14 protein-coding genes are annotated in these 16,041 nt (G+C 59.9%); 3 read left to right on the top strand and 11 right to left on the bottom strand.

All coding sequences use genetic code 11. From position 1 onward, the window contains the following. Positions 1–2: 2 nt before the first annotated feature. Complete coding sequence (locus U3A55_RS12005) at positions 3–242, bottom strand: hypothetical protein (protein WP_330991740.1); 240 nt, start codon at positions 240–242, stop codon at positions 3–5. 221 nt (positions 243–463) lie between these two features. Between U3A55_RS12005 and U3A55_RS12000 the strand changes: the two genes are divergently transcribed. Both U3A55_RS12000 and U3A55_RS11995 read left to right on the top strand, forming a co-directional pair. Continuing rightward, entirely contained in the window at positions 464–688 is a 225-nt protein-coding gene (locus U3A55_RS12000) for a hypothetical protein (RefSeq protein ID WP_330991739.1), read from the top strand. Continuing rightward, positions 672–2,450 (top strand): hypothetical protein, encoded by a 1,779-nt coding sequence (locus tag U3A55_RS11995; RefSeq protein ID WP_330991738.1) that lies wholly within the window; start codon positions 672–674, stop codon positions 2,448–2,450. Before U3A55_RS12000 ends, U3A55_RS11995 begins: the two co-directional genes overlap by 17 nt. Positions 2,451–2,466: 16 nt before the next feature. Here the strand turns inward: U3A55_RS11995 and U3A55_RS11990 are convergent, their stop codons facing one another. Next, the gene (locus U3A55_RS11990) at positions 2,467–2,877 is read right to left on the bottom strand and encodes a hypothetical protein (RefSeq protein WP_330991737.1); all 411 of its coding nucleotides are present in this window, start codon (positions 2,875–2,877) and stop codon (positions 2,467–2,469) included. Positions 2,878–3,007: 130 nt separating this feature from the next. Further along, positions 3,008–3,310: a hypothetical protein gene (locus U3A55_RS11985; RefSeq protein WP_330991736.1), complete on the bottom strand. Its 303-nt coding sequence runs from the start codon at positions 3,308–3,310 to the stop codon at positions 3,008–3,010. A 114-nt stretch (positions 3,311–3,424) separates the two neighbouring features. Here U3A55_RS11985 and U3A55_RS11980 point away from each other — a divergent pair, with 114 nt between their 5' ends. After that, entirely contained in the window at positions 3,425–5,548 is a 2,124-nt protein-coding gene (locus U3A55_RS11980; protein WP_330991735.1) for a minichromosome maintenance protein MCM, read from the top strand. A gap of 52 nt (positions 5,549–5,600) precedes the next feature. Here the strand turns inward: U3A55_RS11980 and U3A55_RS11975 are convergent, their stop codons facing one another. The 8 genes from U3A55_RS11975 to U3A55_RS11940 all read right to left on the bottom strand — a co-directional run bounded on the left by U3A55_RS11975 (position 5,601) and on the right by U3A55_RS11940 (position 16,039). Next, positions 5,601–5,822 (bottom strand): hypothetical protein, encoded by a 222-nt coding sequence (locus U3A55_RS11975; RefSeq protein ID WP_330991734.1) that lies wholly within the window; start codon positions 5,820–5,822, stop codon positions 5,601–5,603. Positions 5,823–5,998: 176 nt separating this feature from the next. Beyond that, positions 5,999–6,475, bottom strand: a complete 477-nt coding sequence (locus U3A55_RS11970) for a hypothetical protein (protein ID WP_330991733.1) — start codon at positions 6,473–6,475, stop codon at positions 5,999–6,001. 70 nt (positions 6,476–6,545) lie between these two features. Further along, on the bottom strand, positions 6,546–6,971 hold the full coding sequence (locus U3A55_RS11965) for a hypothetical protein (protein ID WP_330991732.1): 426 nt from the start codon (positions 6,969–6,971) through the stop codon (positions 6,546–6,548). 312 nt (positions 6,972–7,283) lie between these two features. Continuing rightward, positions 7,284–8,696: a PGF-CTERM sorting domain-containing protein gene (locus U3A55_RS11960; protein ID WP_330991731.1), complete on the bottom strand. Its 1,413-nt coding sequence runs from the start codon at positions 8,694–8,696 to the stop codon at positions 7,284–7,286. A gap of 52 nt (positions 8,697–8,748) precedes the next feature. Continuing rightward, positions 8,749–11,502, bottom strand: a complete 2,754-nt coding sequence (locus U3A55_RS11955) for a hypothetical protein (RefSeq protein ID WP_330991730.1) — start codon at positions 11,500–11,502, stop codon at positions 8,749–8,751. Positions 11,503–11,504: 2 nt separating this feature from the next. Beyond that, positions 11,505–13,844, bottom strand: a complete 2,340-nt coding sequence (locus U3A55_RS11950; RefSeq protein ID WP_330991729.1) for a LamG-like jellyroll fold domain-containing protein — start codon at positions 13,842–13,844, stop codon at positions 11,505–11,507. 465 nt (positions 13,845–14,309) lie between these two features. After that, positions 14,310–15,437, bottom strand: a complete 1,128-nt coding sequence (locus tag U3A55_RS11945) for a hypothetical protein (RefSeq protein WP_330991728.1) — start codon at positions 15,435–15,437, stop codon at positions 14,310–14,312. A gap of 8 nt (positions 15,438–15,445) precedes the next feature. After that, complete coding sequence (locus tag U3A55_RS11940; RefSeq protein ID WP_330991727.1) at positions 15,446–16,039, bottom strand: hypothetical protein; 594 nt, start codon at positions 16,037–16,039, stop codon at positions 15,446–15,448. Positions 16,040–16,041 lie beyond the last annotated feature (2 nt).

The following is a 16,041-nucleotide window of genomic DNA, read 5'->3' as shown; positions in this document are numbered from 1 at the left end:
GATTACGCGCTCACCTCCAGTTCACTCGAGTCGGTCGTCGTCTCCGTGCTCTTGAGCCGGCAGTCGGCTGCGTGGGTGAGGTTGTGTTCGTGACCGTCGAGGATTTCACGCCCGCAGTCGGGACACCGCCAGTAGAGGGCGCCGCCCTGCTCTGGGGGTTCGACGAACGGGCCTTCGAGCTCTGATTCGATGCTGTGGTCGGTGGCGCTGGTTTCTTGAGCGCCGGATGCGTTGGTCGACATGCTGGTTTGCTCCAGCACGGTCAGGCGCGTTCCAGCGCGCCGGGCCAACTTCTGTGGCCGCGTCCCGTGCTCAGTTACGTCTACAACGCCCGCCCACTTAACACTTACTCTATAGAGTATACACCCTAAGTAGTGTATACTCTGTAGCGTAACTTACTTGGTGGCGTAAGCCGTGCCTGCAACCAGAGGAATATATGTCCACCAGTGGAACACCACCAGTAATGGCAGATGAAGGGCGCGCCCTTCTCACCGACCGCGAACGCGAAATCCTCGCCGGAGACGCCGATGTCTCCGACAACTACCGATACAAGGTAGAATCCACCGTCCGCAACCGCGTTCGCAACCGCTTCGGCGATGACCTCGACTTCCTCCACGAACACTTCCCGGAGGTCTTCGAACTCATCGTCGACGAGGTCGAGGAGGCCACCAATGAGCACGACACCTGAAACCGAAAACCCGTCAAGCACAGTCACCCTCGGCGACGTCCAGTTCGACCCCGTCCAAACCCAAGACTTCAGGCTCAGCGTCGAAGGCACCAGCGGCGTCGGGAAAAGCAACACGCTCGCCGTCATCCTCGAAGACCTCGCCGATGTCTCAATCCCGACGCTGATTATCGAGCGCCTCGGCGCACTCTCCACCGTCCGCCTCGAAGACGAAGACATCGTCGTCGTCGGCGCTCGCGACGAAGAGGGCGTCGACCTCGCGGTCAGCCTCGAAGACCTCGACCAGCTCGGCAACTGGGTTCTCGACCGCGGCATGAAAATCCTCCTCGACGTCTCGACGTACGCCGACTACGAGCAGGACGGCTCCCGCGTCCACGAGGCCGCCGCCCGCGCGGTCCGCAGCCTGAACGACCGCGCCCACGAGAAGTACCGCAGCGGCGACCGGACGAAGAGCCTCCTGGTCGTTGACGAGGTCCACTACCTCGCGCCGAAGAACTCCGCCCCCGAGCCCGAGCTCGACGAACACGTCAAGCGGTGCCGCGGCCAGCTCATCAAGGTCGCGACGGAGGGAGGAAACAAGGGGATCTCCGTCGTGTCCGGCTACCAGCGCCGGGCGTTCCTCCACAACGGCGTGATCCAGCTCTGCGACGACTACATCGCCCACAAGCCGGGCGACGAGGACGTCGACCGGACCGCCGACGCCCTCCGCTGCTCCGAGGACGAGCTCGCGAACCTCGCCACCGGGGAGATCCTCGCGCGCGGCGAGTCCATCACCGACGGCGACCTCGTGGGGCCGACGAAGGTCCGGAAGCGCCGGTCGCCGGACCCTCGCGAGGAGTCCTTCGAGCTCCCCGACACCCCCGACGAACTGAGCAACGTCCTCGAGGACATCCAGGCGGAGGTCGCGGCCGAACGCGAACGCCGGTCGGAGCGCGAAGACGAGCTCGAACGCCTCCGGGAGGAGAACGAGCGGCTCCGCGAGGAGAAGGCCGAACTCGAGGAGGAGCTCGCGAACGTCGACAAGCTCTCGGACGCAATGGAGCGTCTGGTCGGCTCGGGGAACGGCGGCGCCGGCGGCGGTGCTGCGGCGGAGGTCGGCGAGGGCGTTCAAGAACTCCAGACGCGGGTCGACGAGCTGAAGGAGGAGCGCGCTCGCCTCCAGGAGGAACTCGACGATGTCCAGGCCGAGCGCGACGACCTCCTCGATGAGAACGAGGCCCTGCAGGAGCGCGTCGCTGACCTCGAGGCCGATGTGCAGGAACTCCGGTCAGCGTTCGAGGGCGCGCGCGAGGACGTCGCCGCGCTCGTCGAGACGTTCGACGTCGACGTCGACCTGGCTCCGCCGACCGACGCGGGGACCGCGACCGATAACGCCGGCGACGAGCCGCAGACATCGTCGGCGGTCGAGGGCTCGATTATGACGGAGTTCCAGCAGGAGGCCGTCGACCGTCTCCTCAGTCAGGCCGCGAACCTGAACGAGCGCCAGTGCCGTCTCCTGAAGTACATCGAGGCGCACGGCCAGACGGTGAGCAGCCAGAAGGCGTGGGCGCAGCGGACGTTCGGCCTCCAGAGCGACCCGAGCGGCACCCACTACGAGGACATGAGCGAGGTCATCGACCGGGGGTTCGTCCGGAAGAACAACGACGGCTCGATCGCGCCGAACGTCCGCGCCCGGGTTGAGGACGAGCTCGCGAACTACGACGTCGACGACGCGACGGTCGAGGAGACCTACGAACAGGTGCTGGCGGAACTGGCGGCGAACTGACCCTCGTGCTGCGTGATTATACCGTGGTGGTGTCGATATCGTCTACGGAGTGTCCGTCTGCGATTCCGTCGTGACCGTCAGCGCGCTCGGTGACGTTGTCCAAGTAGGGTGATTCGAACGCCCATTTGCAGTCGGTGCATTCTACGCGATACCACTCGTCGAGATCGTCCGTGTCACTGTCGCGGCGCTCAGTGAGCCACCACCAATTGAAGTTCTGGAAGTCATCGTGTTCTTTCTCAAGGACGTACCCTCGGAACGACCGGTGGTCGTTCAGATACTTCCCGATTTGTTCGACCCGCGGTTTTTCTGGAGTACTGGCGTCCGTCTCGATGAGTTGCACCCAGATGAACCGCGAGCGAAACCTCCCGTCCTCGGCCGCGCCTTCGATAGCGAGCCGCTGAATCGCGTCTTCGGTTTCGGAGAGCATACCAACTCGTTGAAGCCAGACGGAATATACGTGCCGCTCCGCTACATTTCTGAGCTTTCAGGGAACAGCGCTCGTAACTCCGTATTCTTCTCGAACGAGACTGAGTTCCAGACTGCTGTGGACTCCTATATTACTCCACGACGTACCAGTCCTTCTCTCGGATAATTGAGTCCTGAATCGAGGGCCGGTCCCCTACTTCAAAAAAATCAGAATCTTCTGTTGAGAATATCTCTATCTTGATAAATACGGACCCGTCGCGATATACTCGATCTACCACTTCCCCTGCATAAGCTGGCTCGTAGCCAATATTGTCGGCAGGGATATCATGGTCGTCAACCTCTTCATCGGGCACATTGGCGATTTCAGCCGTCTTATGCCCTTTGTGACGTACTGTATCCCCAATATCGGCGACCGCTCCGTTTACTGAGACCATACCCGGTTCTGGACTGGTGTCGACTTAGTTGTTTGCGACCGAGAAGGCTTAACCGTCCACACAGCATCTATGTCGGTAACAACCTGAGCCACGAGGAGTGGCTTAATCGCATCTATGGCTGCCTCAACAGACCCCCCTGAACACCTCAACGGGACCGAGCAAAACTTCTACGAGGAGCACAGCGAGCGAATCGAACGGTTCATTCGAAACTACTGTGAGGAGGAGTTCTACGAGCTCGTCCAAAACTATCCGTCGAAGAAATCGCTCTGGATTGACTACAATGATATTGCCGTCTGGGATTTGAGTATAGCCGATGACATCCTCTCTAGTTGGCAATCCGTAAGCAAAGTATTCAACCTCTGCCTCTGGAAAATGTCGAATCCCGCTGCAGTAGATCTATCGGGGGATGAATCGACTGCCTCTGCTGAGATTCGACTCTATGGGTTGCCAGAAGAAGAAATTCACCCGGTTGGTTCGCCTCGTGGTGAAGAAGTTGGTCGATACATCGGGGTAAATGGGCAGATAGCTCGAGTCGGTTCAGCGAAACTAAATCCTGCGACACTTGCCTACGAGTGCCAGCGCTGTGGAGCGATTAACTATGTCCCGCAAACCGGTGGCGATATTCAAGAGCCCTACGAGTGCACCAGCTGCGAACGACAGGGCCCTTACCAGATTCGCGAAGACGAAACGGACTTTCGAGATCAGGTTCTCATCCAACTCCAACAGCCTCCAGAGCAGTCCGTCGACGGCCGGGGAGAAACTCTCACGGCAGTCGTAACTGACGATTTGGAAGAGTGGCTAACCGAGCGCGAATTGGGAGCGGGTGCTCGAGTCACGATTAACGGTATTCTTGAGATCGATAAATCGAACGAGTCGGAAGGGACGTTCGGCTATCGACTCCGCGCCAAATCAATCGAGGTCGAAGAAAATGACTACGAGGAGATTAACGTAAAGGAGTATATTGACGACATTGAGGAGCTAGCTGACGATCCCGAGGTTTACCAGAAGCTAATCAATTCTGTCGCCCCGGACATCAAGGGAGAAGACAAGCTGGACGACATTAAGCTCGGCATCATCTTCCAGATGTTTGGTGGGTACCGCCGCCAGAAGCCAGATGGAACGGCGATTCGTGGAGATCCTCACGTACTCCTAATTGGAGACCCTGGAACAGGAAAGTCGAGCTTGCTCGAAGCAGCTGAAAAAATAAGTCCACGGTCAGTTAAGACTTCAGCGAAGGGGGCGAGCGCAGCAGGAATGACTGCGGCGGTTGTGCAGGATGACTTCGGTGATTCGCCGTATTCGCTCCAAGCTGGTGCGTTGGCTCTGGCGAACAAGGGAATTGCATGCGTTGACGAAATCGACAAGATGCAAGGTGATGCCGTTGAGTCCATGCACTCTGCTCTGGAGGAGCAAACAATCTCCATCAACAAAGCCGGTATCAATGCCACAATTCCGGCGCAAACTGCTCTACTAGCTGCAGGAAACCCGAAGGAAGATCGATTCGATGAACATCTTCACATGGCCGAGCAGATTGACCTTGATGCCGCGCTCGTTTCCCGCTTCGACCTCTGGTTTATGCTGAAGGATCGACCGGATGAGGAGAAGGACCGGATGATTGCGGAGCACAAAACTCGGGTCTGGCAGCAATCCGCGGACCTCGATCAAGACCGACTGGAGGAAGAGTCTGCCGACGCGATTAAGCCAGAGATTCCGCATGATCTCCTTCGAGCATATATTGCCCATGCTCGTCGTGAAATCACTCCCCGTTTTACTGATGAAGCGAGTGAGCGGATTCACCAATTCTACCCAGATATTCGTGGGATGACCGACGGTGAGACTGTCCCGCTCACGCACCGAAAGCTGGAGGCGATTCGGCGGATGGCCGAAGCATCTGCAAAGGTTCGTCTTTCCCATGAGGTAACGCCTGATGACGTTGAGCGGGGAATCAGTCTCATCCGTGCGTCTCTTAACGACGTTGGGATTAACGAGGACGGGGAGTGGGACGCTGATATCATCGAGACGGGTGTTTCCTCCAGTCAACGAACTCGGAATAAGGACCTCATTGGGATTATCAAAGACCTCGAAGATGACTTCGATAATGGAGTTCCCGTCGACGAGGTAGTTGATACGATGGAAGAATTCGGCCATGATCGTTCCAAGATTGAACACGATATTGACAACCTGAAACAGAAAGGTGAGGTCTATCAACCGCAGAACGGTCGTCTCCGAACTTTGTAGACTGGGGCTGTTAGTTTCGCTTTCGGCGCTGACGTGAGGCTTCTGAATAGTGTTATGCGTTTGCGGCCAGAACAAGCGCGCCACCGAGGAGCCCACCAGCGATTGCTCCGCCTCCGCCTGCGACCGCTCCGCCTGCGATAATCCCTCCAGCAAAGAGGGCTGCTGGGCCGGTTATCTTCACTTCAGGACTACCGCGTGGTGGCAGAAGATCGAATTTCACTTTTCCCAAAAGGCCGCTGTCTCGATACTTCCCCGACTTGGTTAATCGTGCCATATTTTAGCATGGTGATGTCATCCTATATACTTGTCGCCGGAGGCGGCCATACTGACTTCGGAAAACTCTCGTGCTCTATATCTCGCTCACAGTGCACGCGCCATGCGTCACCCCCCCCCCCTGACGGCTATCAGCCATAGAAGTGGTTCATGAACTCTTGACGCATCCGGCTGGGGTTAGAGGGTTTCTTTCCGACGCCAACTCACCCACGTGACCAGAACCGCACCCACGAAAGACAGCATCAATCCAGTACCCCGTTCAAGATATCCCGCCCGAATCGTCCCGACACCTAATCCAGGGTCAATAAGATACAGGAGAGGCAGGAGTGCGGCGAGCCCAGCGAGAACAGCTGTCCCCAACGCCGCCCTCTTATCCCAGTCTGTCAGCACTGCGACCCCTCCTGCAATCAGGAGGAGGAGTACAGCATACTTTCCATCTCCACTCATCCCCGTGCGTGTAGCGGTTCCGAACGCGGACGTGAGCTTTATCCAGGGAAGAAATCCCCCGAAGATTCCGATGATGCTCCCCACCGCCACCCACTGTTGTTCGGTGATGGAAACACCGAGAATATCGAGATTTCGATCTTGCGGCGGAGTCTGTGCGTCGGTATGGGAGAGTCCATCGCGGTCCTCCGGGTCGGAATCAGCGTCCATACCGGGGTCGTGGCATACAGTAGCAAAATACTATGGGTGAGCGAAGTCAGATCGGAACTCTGGCTCTGAATCAGTCCTCCACAATATACAGCACTTTATCCCCCAGAATCTCGCCACTAGAGGGAGGATGCGGGGCATACCAGAATCTGTGGAGACTGAATTTCTTGACCTCGATATCGTTCCGGACGGCCCACAGTATGGCCTCGAGCGCGATTCGAGTGAGAACAACCAGCGAATAGACATCCACGGCGACCTCTGCGATTGTCTCAGGAGAGGGAAGTACGTCAAGGAACCCATCAAGGCCGATAGCTGGGATGAGTTCGGCGATGGCTTCAACAGTCTCAGCGCCGTTCTCGACGTGGGTAGCGAGCTTGTACCAGGGATCCTGGAAGAGCAGTTCTATTGGTTCTCCCGGTGGCGTGTCCTCTGTAATGAACGGGAAGTTCGATTCAATCCGAGTGTATGGATCATGAGGTAATTCAGAAGCCTGAGCCATATTCGTGTGTTTCTCTGCATCCAACTTATACGTGAGTGCGCACCCAGACTCAATTGGAGCGGCGACTTCGACACCAGATAGCTTTATTCCAGTATTTTACAGCGTAGAGGGTCTGTAGTACGCACATGACACGAGAATGGAGAGGGGTTCTTGAAGGGGAATATGTGGTTAGTTCGACCGAGAGCGAGCCCTCTTTTACGCAAGTGGGCACTAATCCAGTAGTGTTTGCCACGCGGTTCGCCCCATAGTTACCAGATATCCCAACAAGTCAGGGCATGAACCGCCGCAGCTATCCCCCGATTGCGGCCAGCATTACTGCCGGCGTTGACGGGAGAGCAATACGGAAGCCAGGACAAGCGCGACGAGTGCCATCGGCACTCCGAATCCAGGCGCACCGCCACTTGAGGATCCCGGAGTCGTTCCAGTCGTTCGCGTAGTTGTAGTAGTCTCCGGCGGCGATGTCGATGCTGCAGCTGTCGTTGTAGTCGTTGCGGTCGTAGTCGTCGAGGTCGTGGGTGTGGTGGCTGTCGTGGTCTGTGTCGTCTGTGTTGTTGTCTGTTCAGCCGCGACAGACACGTTCACCGACGTCCTCGCGGAGGAGTTCATCGACGACAAGAATACGGTATACTCACCAGGGGACACCGCGTCCGTCTGTAACTCAAGCTTGGTCGCTGTTCCCGCTGGCCGCTCCAAGACGGGGGCGCTGGCGTTCGGGAACACCTGCTCGGTCACGTTGTGTGAGCCGTTCGAAACTCGGACTTGGAGCTGGTAGGTCTCGTGATTACTCGACACCGTCACTACATCCCCGCTGCTGGTCGCGGATAACGACTGCACCTGGAGCGAGAACCGAGTAACTTCAGACTGATTCGAGAGTACTCGGTAGACGCCGGCATCCCAGTCAGACGTCCCGAGGTAGAGCGTTCCCGCTGTCGTCGACAACTGTCGTTCGACGACTTCTCCATCAAGGGTTTCGACTCGATAGATGGTGTTCGGGGAGGTCTCCGGGATTTTGAGGACAGTTGGCCGCCAATAATCATCGCCTCGGGAGACGGTGGCCACCCCTGGCGCGAGTGACGGTGGTAATACCGTTTCGTTCAGCCGGAAAATATTCACCTCGGTCACGCCGAGTTCGCGGTCTGTAGCCGTGAACGAGTATTTATCCGCGTCTAACCCAGCAAGCGAGGTCGTAAACGAAGCTTCGAATCCAACTCGAATCGTGTCCGCGTCTACTCGCTCCCCAGCACCGGAGACACGGGACGGGAAGTTATCGCCTGGGCCGGTGACGTAGAGAGTGGCGCCGCCACGGTTCGTGTCGATGTTAACTGACGCGATAGGCTGTAGTGGGTCTTCGCTGAGTTGCAGCTCGGTAATTTCGAGGCGGATACTCTCCTTCACGACCTCGAAGCCGATTCGGGTCGCATTCGGCGCCGTAACATAGTACTCTCCGCGCAGACCATCGGTTCTAATCGATAGATCGCCGTCGGAGAGCGCGATATCCCGAATCTTCTCCCCACTGCTGGTGTAGAGTTCTGCCGTGCTGGCGTTCGGTGCGTAGTCTTGCTTTGTGATGATGGTTCCACTCCAGTACGTCTGGCCCTCCTCGAGTTCGTGAGTGAGCCGGTCGTCAGTGTCTGAAGCTGGTGTGGTCGCCCCGCCAACTCCGGTGAAGGCTGCGCTCAACGGGAGTAGGGCGGCGAGGAAGACAACCCCCGTCGTTTTCTGCATACTGTTGTCACTATCTTCGAGTGGGATAATCATACCCCCTTCCCGAACGGATTTAACTCCGGCCGGCGAGCGCCCGCACGCGCTCCTGCAAGTCATCAAGCACGGATCCTGCGCCGCCATCACTCCGCAACTGGATCTGCGCGGAGCCGGGACGCGCGGACACGTCCCGCACCTGCACGTACTCTGTATCGTCGAACGGCAGGGGGTCGAGGCTCAGCGCACTGAGGACGTCCCAGCCGACCTCCGCCGCCGGCACGGTCACCGTCGCCGAGTACCGCGGCCGGCTCAAGACGGTCACGATGCGGCGCGCGGCCTGCCCACACGCCCGGTTCGTCGTCGCACCCACGTCCTGCGCGACGTAGGTCGACGGACTCTCGGGGGCGTCCGGCCGCGTGTACTCGCCGTAGGTCTGCCACTCATACGAGACCGCGTACTCCACGCCGCCCTCGAGGCTACCCGAGGAGAGCGCCGTCAACTCGCCCGCCGAATGGTCGACCTCGAAATCCTCGCCACGCGTGTACTGCGTTCCACTACTCGGGTCGTACACGCTCACGCTGCCTTCGAGAAGCCGGTCGTGCGTCAACGGCACGGGCGTCCCCAGCGAGGTCGTCCATCGTTCGTCAACCACCGACTGATTCGCGCCCTTCACCACCGCGGCATCCCGCTGGTTCCGCGTCGTCTTCGACGCCTCATACGCGGAGACCGCAACCGCCTGGTCGGACGGCCGGCCGCCTGGCGTCGTCCACGCCACCCGATACCCCCCGTCGCCGTCGGGGAGCGCGCCGAACACACCCTCCCCAATCCGACTGAGCTCCTGGAGGACCTCCAAAATGCTGCCGTCGAAACTCCGATTCAACACAAGCGGCGTACTGGATAGATCGGCAGAGAGGTCGTAGGACTCCACCCGCATTCCCTCCACGCCCTGCGACGGCGTCGACGTCGACGAGCCGTGGCCGGAGAGCGTAATCCGAGCGCGGAGGCTGCCACCAGGCTCCGCGAACGAGCCCGACACCGAACTTGCGTTCGCGGCGCTGACGGGATAGGTTTGGCCTTGGTCGTTCGACACCGCGACCGCCTGACTGCCGCCCGTACTCGAGAACACGCCCGTGAACTCGCCGGCGACCACGCTCTGACTCGACACGGCATCGTCGGTGACGACGTCAAGGACGCGATAGTGTTCCGGGCCGGGGAGCGCGCCGTTCTCGTCCCGGGTCGTTGCAAACGTGTATGAGAGGCGGTTATCGAGCACGGGACTCAACGCGTCCACCAGGAACGCGTTCGACGCGGACGTCGTTGCCTCCAACCGGAGCGTGTACGTCCCCGGAGAAAGCGCGCCGCCACTATACGAGCCGCCCGTTCCGTAGGGATTGGGCGCGAAGTCCGCCCAGCCGTCCGTAAGCCCCGCATCGTCGGGGATGACCGTCCACGTACTGCCGTTCAGGCTCGCGGTAATCTCGGGGCCGTTGTCGTACGCGCGCTTAAAAACCTGTACGGCGACCGCGCTCTCCGGGATCGTGTAGTCGACCGACACCGTGTACTCGACGTAGTCGCCTACCTCCTGAAGTTGGATGCCGGTGAACCCCGCACTATAATAGACGTTCCCGGAGGCCGCATCGTAGTCTTCCGCCTCCACCGTGAACGCGGACTGCAAGAGTTCGAGACCGCCATCGACCGCCTGAACGGGCTGCTGGTCGAGCTCGCCCGGCGGAATCGCGTCGACGAACTCTTGGGTGTCGTCCGCGGCCTGCAGGAGGACGTCCTCCGTGACTGTGCCCGTCGTGTCGTCGACATCCGCGGTGTAGTTGGTGTCGGTGGTGATGATGTTCTGGACGAGGTCGGTGACCGTATCCTGGGTGACCTCGCGTTGCACGCGCTCCTGGAGTTCGAGCGCGCCCTGTCCGACGAGCATGGTCTGGGCGCCGGACGGGCCTTGTTCGTCTTCGATGTCGACGAGCTCGTCGATAGGCTGGCGGCGGCCATTATACCAGACGCGTAAGGGTGCGCCCTCGAATCCGGGGTCTTGCCATTTCTCGCTCTGGGGGACGGGAATGCGGATTTCGGGGAGGCTGTTCGCCGAGGGTTGGCGTTCCGGTTCGTTGTCGAGCACCTGGGGCGTGAGGATGGTGCCGTCGGGGCGTTCGACTTCGACGTACCAGCCGTTGGAGCGGGCGCGGCGGTCCTGGTCAGTGCTGAGGGCGTCCGTTTCGACCGTATTCGTCCAGGCGGAGAACGCCTCGGTATCCTCGGTGAACGGCCTCGCTCGGTACCGATATGTGCGGTCGGGGTGTGCGGAGTCATCAACGACCTCGAACGACCCCGTTCCGGATTGGGGGCCGAGCTCCGCAACCACGGTCGCGTTCTGCCACTCCCCGCCGATGCGTTCCTCGCGAACGATATCGATGCCGTCCTCGTTGTCCGCGTTATCCTGCCCGGACAGCCCGACCGAGGTCGTGCCGGTGCTCGTAACTTGGAGGTTAGTGACGCCCGGGAACTTCGTGACGATGCTGATCGGACTCGTCCAGTTGCCGGTGACGTGCTCAGTTTCCGACCGCGCCCTGACTTCGTACTCCTCGCCGTCCTCACGACCGACGAAGACTGTGGCCGTTGTGTCATATGCGACGGTCTGTTCGCTAAAGCCGACCGCCGAGGCATCCCACTCACTCTGCCCGGTCTCCCGGATTTGAACGCGCACTTGGCCGTTGTTCGTCGGCGTGGTTTCGCGGTTGACGGCGATTTCGTCTTCAACGCCGTTCCCGAGCGACGGTTGTTGAGCGTCGGGGAGACTAGTAGTGAATGTTGATGGCATGGTTATTGGTCGTAGGTTTCCGTGTCGTCCGTATACACGCTCATCCGCGTGACGTACTGTTCGCCGTTCTTGAGACCGTCAAGGGTATGGCGGACGGGGAGAACTTTCGGCGCGTACTGTGACCCGTTCGATACGTCGAGCGCCTTCCCGCTGTTCTCCGTGTCGGGAACCGAATTGAGAGTATTGTCAGTGAACACCCAGTGGTGTTCGAGGCCGTCAGTAGGCGGATTGCCGTTCATCGTCGCTTGCTGCTCCGACTGAGAGAGAGCGCGTGAGTAAATCCAAATCTCGCCGATGTCACCCTTCCACCATCCCGCGCTCCCACCAGAAGAGAGAGCCATTTCGTTGCTGTCGCTGGCGAGCGTGATTTGCCCAACACTGTTGTTGCTGGTTTTTTCGGTGGCGTTCACCCAGTTCGCCATCCGTCCATTTGGACGGTCATACGTCAGTGCAAACAGCGATGGTTCGTCGTACTGGTAGCTGGCGTTTCCAGCACGGTAGGAGTTGCCTGCGTCGTCGCCGATAGTCGGGTCGAACGCGCCTGCGTCGTCAATTACGCCAAAAGCGTTACCACCGAACAGGCCGCTAGAATGTATCGCGCCAGCCCAGCCATTGAGGTCTTCTTGTCGTCCACGGAACGTGAACATCACCGTCATCGAGGTCGCTTGCCCCTCGATGGCGAGTGAGGACGGTCCTGTGGCGTACTGCCCGTCGGCAGTGAATCGCTGACTGTACTGCGGGGGGAGGTCGCCGTTGTCCTGCACCATACTCCCGCCGCCGTGCCACGTCGGGCTGCCGTAGACCGTCCCGTCCAGTCCGTTCGGCCCGTAATCCACAGCGGTCGAACCCGACCCCTGATTCAGTTCGTGGTAGAGAATCGGGTCGCTGGGGACGCCCCCGTTCTCCCACTCCGACACCTGCGAACTGTCCCAGACGCGGTTATCATAGCAGACGCGGTAGATGTGGCCCGCGTATTCTTGGCTGCTATCGGACGTGGAGAACCGCAGCGGGTACGTGAACGTGTCAAGTGTGCCTGTCGGACCGACGCCCGTGTTGTCCTGCGAGCCGTTAATCCAGTATACCCAGTCGCCACTGCTGGCATCGTAGGTGTACACAACGCTGACGCGCTCCCCGACAGATACGTTGTAATCGCTTCGTCCCGCGACGCGATTCCCACCGATGCTTACCGACCCGTTGAACTGCCCGTTTTGTTCTATCAGGAGACTATTGTTTCGCGTGCCGTTTGCTTGCTGGCAGACCTGCCGATAGTTGTTATTGCTGTCCACGTTCAGCGCGGTCGGTTCCAGTTCAACAGCGATGGTGAGGGCATCAGTCGCCTCCATCGCGGGGTCGTGGGGTATCTCCACGTAGTCGCCCGACCCGAATCCGCCGAACGACAGGTAGCCGTCTGGTCCGACCCAAGCGCGATACCCAGCCTTATTATTCGCGTTATCCCGCGCAGTCACCACCGCACTCGTACTATCCACACCCGACACCGACAACCCAGTCATCGCAGGCAGTATCGTCGTCGCACTCAACGTTCCCGACTCGGCGCTGGCGTGGTCAGTCCGCCGCTGCAGGCGGTAGGTGTAGGAGACGCCATCCAGAAGCCCGGTGTCCGTATAGCTGGTCTTCGAGAGGTCGGTGATGGTCGCCACCGTCGTCCATGTCGCCCCGCCGTCCGTCGACCGTTCGATGACGATATCGCCGTCCGTGGAGTTATCCGGGAGCGTGTACGAGACGGTGATTTCACGGAGCGTTCCTGCGTCCAGTGAGTCGAGCGTCGGCGCGGGGAGTGTGGTGGTGGCTACTTGCTCTTCAGTCAGGTTGCTCGCCGTATTCTCGTATGTCGCTCGTATCCGGTAGTAGTACGACTCGCCGTCCACCAGACTGCTGTCTGTATAGGTTGTTTCGCCGTTCGACAGCGATGCTATACGAGAGTAGTCCCCAGTTGCACTCCCGGAGTCTTCAGCACGGTAGACCTCAGTGGCTTTGACTCCGGGCGGGAGTGCCCACGAGAGGGCTACGTCTTCGCTGGCGTTGAGCGAAACCGTGAAGTCCCGAGGTGGAGCGTTCGCGACGACCTCATAGCGCGCAATCGACGGCGACGAGGTCTCAGTATCGCCGTTCGAGAGGCTACTCGTGAACGTGAATGCCGTAGCCGGGGAGACTGAAACCCCCGTGGTTATCTGGCCGTCCGGGAGAGATACTGTGTCCTCGCCGTTGATGTCGATGCTGGCGGTATCACCCTGGTCAGGGAGGCTGGCGGTGGCGATAAGCCGATTATAGGTTTTCTGTGTGGATTCAGAGAGTGAGTATTCGTGTGTGCCGGAGGAATACATGGGGAGTTCGCTCGGGTAGGACGCTGACCCTGTATCCGACACGGGATAGTTTTCGGTGTAATGCGCGTATGCCCGCTGTATCCCTTGGAAATCGACGAGTTCGATGTCAGCCGTAGATTCTACATAGGCTTCTGAACTCGTAATATCAACATAGACATAGAACGAGAGGCTGTTATGAGCGTGAATGTCGACACTCGGCGTGAACGTTTGTTCATGTCCGTAGCCAGTATCGCTGCTGTTGGAGACGAGAGTCTGGCCGGTGTCAGCATCAGAGATTGAATACTCGAAATTCGCGTCATAGACACTATCATCAGCGCTGAAATTGATAGTGAACGTCTCGTTTTGGCTCGTGCTCGGACTCGTGTTTTTCGCGATGAGCAAGCTGCCGCCGGACTCCACGGTCTGCGAGAACGTCCCGTCGTTCCAGTCCGCAGACGTGTCGACGATGAACCGTTCCGTCGCCATCTACGCCCGCACCTCCCCACGATCCCGAAGTACTTGACTCGGCTGCACGTCAACAATCGACCCCGAGGCGGTCGGACTCAGGAAGTCCTGAAGCCCGCTCGGCATCGCACCCTGCGTGTCCCGCGAGGGGACGTGGTAGAGCATGCGACTTCGGCCGCGGTGCGCCATCGCGTTCACCGCGTACGTCTCGCTCCCGTTCGAGAATTCGAGTTGGGCCTCAACGACGGGCGTCTTGATTTCGATGACGTCCACATCGACAAGACTCCACGAGCTGCTCGGCAGACTCACCGAACTCCACGCGCCCGACCCAGTGTCCCATTCCTCGAACGAAACTGAGCCACTCGTGGGGTTGAGGTGGAGCCGGCAGAGTCGGGTGTCGAGCACGAACGCGCCCTGGAGGTCGTGGGCGGGACTGAAGCAGCGCTGCCAGAGCACGTTCCCCGACGAGTCCGTCTTCGTCTGACTCCGGGTATCCCACAACTGGACGTCCGCCCGCCAGGCCTCGCCATAGTCGAGGTCGTAGACGAGGGTCGGCGTCGTGTAGGACGCGCTCTGCGGGTCGTAGCAGGCCACCGGCCCATGCTCGCCCTCGACTACGTTCGTGGGTGTCGCGGGCTCCGTCCCGCCCGTCGCGGCGTCGTACCAGCGTGTCCGCGATGCCGCATCCGGCACGGCGACGACGACATCGCTCTCGTCGTTTCCGAACGGATGTGTCAGGGTCGACGTGGCGGTCGTGACGCCGCGGAGACTGCTGCCGCGGCTGCCCTTATGCACGAGCCGGGCGTCCCGCACCGACTGCTGGAGGCTCGTTCGGGGGTCGACACGCGACGACTGCAGAGACTCGATACTGTAGTAGCCGTCCGAGGGCGCACCATGGACGCTGTAGAACGGGACGTAGTTGATGTCGGGTGCCTCGAGGAGTTCCGCGGCTTCCGCAGCGAGCTTGTCCGCGAGTTCGCCGCGGAATTCCAAGTCGAGGACGTAGTCGCCGGGTTCGGTGCTGATGTCCTCCACCGAGGCGATTCCTTGCAGCAATGGAGAGGTCGCGAGGTTCGCCTCCTGGCCGGTCTGGGAGCGGAGTTGGCTGTCGCTCGGGACTTCGAGAGGGCCGAGATATCGTCGTGACATTGTAGGAGTTAGCCGCGCTGATTCTGCCCGTCAATCACCTGTTCGAGCGAGAGCGTTTCGATGAACGTGATGGAGCCGTCGAATACTGAACTCTCGTTCTCCCCGTCGAACACCATGTTCGGGCTTTCGGGGACGACATCAAGCGGGCCGTATCGGCCCTCGCTGGAGTACTCGCTGACCGACAGCGTTGCGGGGTTCTGGGAGTCGAGCGTCGCCGTCTGCAGGTACCGGTCGAGCACCGCCATGCGAGCATGAAGGTCTTCTCCGGAGGCGTCGCCGCGCGTTCCGCCTTCTCCACTATCCCCCCAGCGGTCGCCCGCGTCCGACATCGCGCGGTAGTCTAAGGTTATTGCGTGGACTCCAGCGCCGAAATCAAAATTAAGGGACTGGCGGAAGCCCGTTCCAGGAAGGTCGATGCCTGTCTGGCTGGCGAGCCAATCGACGATAACCGCGGTCTCCCCGCCGCTCTCGAAGAACTTCTCAGTGCGCGTCTCGATTTCGACCTGGATGTCTTTCGAGAACTCGAAGACGCCGGTGACGGGGTCGCGATCATCGCCATATGGGTGGGCGTCCGGAATTGTGAGCGTCGGCGTGACCCACATCT

Source organism: Salarchaeum sp. III (assembly GCF_036418315.1).
Lineage (GTDB): Archaea > Halobacteriota > Halobacteria > Halobacteriales > Halobacteriaceae > Salarchaeum.
This window is presented reverse-complemented; position numbering and strand designations above follow the sequence as displayed.

Excerpts from the sequence above, each read along its gene's own strand:
- U3A55_RS12005 (WP_330991740.1), bottom strand. The coding sequence starts at position 242 with ATGTCGACCAACGCATCCGGCGCTCAAGAAACCAGCGCCACCGACCAC.
- U3A55_RS12000 (WP_330991739.1), top strand. The coding sequence starts at position 464 with ATGGCAGATGAAGGGCGCGCCCTTCTCACCGACCGCGAACGCGAAATC.
- U3A55_RS11995 (WP_330991738.1), top strand. The coding sequence starts at position 672 with ATGAGCACGACACCTGAAACCGAAAACCCGTCAAGCACAGTCACCCTC.
- U3A55_RS11990 (WP_330991737.1), bottom strand. The coding sequence starts at position 2,877 with ATGCTCTCCGAAACCGAAGACGCGATTCAGCGGCTCGCTATCGAAGGC.
- U3A55_RS11985 (WP_330991736.1), bottom strand. The coding sequence starts at position 3,310 with ATGGTCTCAGTAAACGGAGCGGTCGCCGATATTGGGGATACAGTACGT.
- U3A55_RS11980 (WP_330991735.1), top strand. The coding sequence starts at position 3,425 with ATGGCTGCCTCAACAGACCCCCCTGAACACCTCAACGGGACCGAGCAA.
- U3A55_RS11975 (WP_330991734.1), bottom strand. The coding sequence starts at position 5,822 with ATGGCACGATTAACCAAGTCGGGGAAGTATCGAGACAGCGGCCTTTTG.
- U3A55_RS11970 (WP_330991733.1), bottom strand. The coding sequence starts at position 6,475 with ATGGACGCTGATTCCGACCCGGAGGACCGCGATGGACTCTCCCATACC.
- U3A55_RS11965 (WP_330991732.1), bottom strand. The coding sequence starts at position 6,971 with ATGGCTCAGGCTTCTGAATTACCTCATGATCCATACACTCGGATTGAA.
- U3A55_RS11960 (WP_330991731.1), bottom strand. The coding sequence starts at position 8,696 with ATGCAGAAAACGACGGGGGTTGTCTTCCTCGCCGCCCTACTCCCGTTG.
- U3A55_RS11955 (WP_330991730.1), bottom strand. The coding sequence starts at position 11,502 with ATGCCATCAACATTCACTACTAGTCTCCCCGACGCTCAACAACCGTCG.
- U3A55_RS11950 (WP_330991729.1), bottom strand. The coding sequence starts at position 13,844 with ATGTATTCCTCCGGCACACACGAATACTCACTCTCTGAATCCACACAG.
- U3A55_RS11945 (WP_330991728.1), bottom strand. The coding sequence starts at position 15,437 with ATGTCACGACGATATCTCGGCCCTCTCGAAGTCCCGAGCGACAGCCAA.
- U3A55_RS11940 (WP_330991727.1), bottom strand. The coding sequence starts at position 16,039 with ATGTGGGTCACGCCGACGCTCACAATTCCGGACGCCCACCCATATGGC.